Source organism: Solibacillus sp. FSL W7-1436, assembly GCF_038007305.1.
Taxonomy (GTDB): domain Bacteria; phylum Bacillota; class Bacilli; order Bacillales_A; family Planococcaceae; genus Solibacillus.
The window spans coordinates 1,497,501-1,500,000 of sequence record NZ_JBBOWV010000001.1; the positions used below are offsets into that span (position 1 = coordinate 1,497,501).

Sequence of the window (2,500 nt, forward strand, 5' to 3'; positions counted from 1 at the left end):
AGTATTAACTTTTGGTTAAGTTAATAAGGGCGCACGGTGGATGCCTTGGCACTAGGAGTCGATGAAGGACGGCACTAACACCGATATGCCTCGGGGAGCTGTAAGTAAGCTTTGATCCGGGGATTTCCGAATGGGGGAACCCACTATCTTTAATCGGATAGTATCTTCACGTGAATTCATAGCGTGTTGAAGACAGACGCAGAGAACTGAAACATCTAAGTACCTGCAGGAACAGAAAGAAAATTCGATTCCCTGAGTAGCGGCGAGCGAAACGGGAAGAGCCCAAACCAAAGAGCTTGCTCTTTGGGGTTGTAGGACACTCTATACGGAGTTACAAAAGAATGAACTAGACGAAGCGACTTGGAAAGGTCCGCGAAACGAGGTAAAAGCCCTGTAGTCAAAAGTTCATTCCCTCCAGAGTGGATCCTGAGTACGGCGGAACACGTGAAATTCCGTCGGAATCCGGGAGGACCATCTCCCAAGGCTAAATACTACCTAGTGACCGATAGTGAACCAGTACCGTGAGGGAAAGGTGAAAAGCACCCCGGAAGGGGAGTGAAATAGATCCTGAAACCGTGTGCCTACAAGTAGTTAGAGCCCGTTAATGGGTGATAGCGTGCCTTTTGTAGAATGAACCGGCGAGTTACGATTACGTGCGAGGTTAAGTTGAGAAGACGGAGCCGCAGCGAAAGCGAGTCTGAATAGGGCGAATTAGTACGTGGTCGTAGACCCGAAACCAGGTGATCTACCCATGTCCAGGGTGAAGGTGAGGTAACACTCACTGGAGGCCCGAACCCACGCACGTTGAAAAGTGCGGGGATGAGGTGTGGGTAGCGGAGAAATTCCAATCGAACCTGGAGATAGCTGGTTCTCTCCGAAATAGCTTTAGGGCTAGCCTCGTGATTGAGAATACCGGAGGTAGAGCACTGTTTGGACTAGGGGGGCATCTCGCTTTACCGAATTCAGACAAACTCCGAATGCCGGATATTTATACACGGGAGTCAGACTGCGAGTGATAAGATCCGTAGTCAAGAGGGAAACAGCCCAGACCACCAGCTAAGGTCCCCAAGTAATCGTTAAGTGGAAAAGGATGTGGCGTTGCTTAGACAACCAGGATGTTGGCTTAGAAGCAGCCATCATTTAAAGAGTGCGTAATAGCTCACTGGTCGAGTGACGCTGCGCCGAAAATGTATCGGGGCTAAACGATTCACCGAAGCTGTGGATGCATACTTTGAGTATGCGTGGTAGGAGAGCGTTCTAACAGCGTTGAAGTCAGACCGGAAGGACTGGTGGAGCGGTTAGAAGTGAGAATGCCGGTATGAGTAGCGAAACATGGGTGAGAATCCCATGCACCGTATGACTAAGGTTTCCTGAGGAAGGCTCGTCCGCTCAGGGTTAGTCGGGACCTAAGCCGAGGCCGATAGGCGTAGGCGATGGACAACAGGTTGATATTCCTGTACCACCTCCTCACCGTTTGAGAAATGGGGGGACGCAGTAGGATAGGGTAAGCACGCCGTTGGTTGCGCGTGTTCAAGCAGTAAGGCGTGTATGTAGGCAAATCCGCATACTATAACGTTGAGCTGTGATGACGAGCTCGTATGAGCGAAGTTCCTGATTTCACACTGCCAAGAAAAGCCTCTATCGAGGTGAGAGGTGCCCGTACCGCAAACCGACACAGGTAGTCGAGGAGAGAATCCTAAGGTGTGCGAGAGAACTCTCGTTAAGGAACTCGGCAAAATGACCCCGTAACTTCGGGAGAAGGGGTGCTTCTTTGGGTGCATAGCCTAGAGAAGCCGCAGTGAATAGGCCCAGGCGACTGTTTAGCAAAAACACAGGTCTCTGCAAAACCGTAAGGTGACGTATAGGGGCTGACGCCTGCCCGGTGCTGGAAGGTTAAGAGGAGCGGTTAGCGCAAGCGAAGCTGTGAATTGAAGCCCCAGTAAACGGCGGCCGTAACTATAACGGTCCTAAGGTAGCGAAATTCCTTGTCGGGTAAGTTCCGACCCGCACGAAAGGCGTAACGATCTGGGCACTGTCTCAACGAGAGACTCGGTGAAATTATAGTACCTGTGAAGATGCAGGTTACCCGCGACAGGACGGAAAGACCCCGTGGAGCTTTACTGTAGCCTGATATTGAATTTTGGTACAACTTGTACAGGATAGGTAGGAGCCAGAGATCTCGGAGCGCCAGCTTCGAAGGAGGCGTCGGTGGGATACTACCCTGGTTGTATTGAACTTCTAACCCATGCCCCTTAGCGGGGTAGGAGACAGTGTCAGGCGGACAGTTTGACTGGGGCGGTCGCCTCCTAAAGAGTAACGGAGGCGCCCAAAGGTTCCCTCAGAATGGTTGGAAATCATTCGTAGAGTGTAAAGGCATAAGGGAGCTTGACTGCGAGACCTACAAGTCGAGCAGGGTCGAAAGACGGGCTTAGTGATCCGGTGGTTCCGCATGGAAGGGCCATCGCTCAACGGATAAAAGCTACCCCGGGGATAACAGGCT

At 51.5% G+C, this 2,500-nt stretch carries 1 rRNA gene (running past one end of the window); it reads left to right on the forward strand.

What is annotated here, in order from left to right:
• Window positions 1–13: 13 nt before the first annotated feature.
• Window positions 14–2,500 (forward strand): 23S ribosomal RNA (locus MKX73_RS07515); it runs 442 nt beyond the window's last position.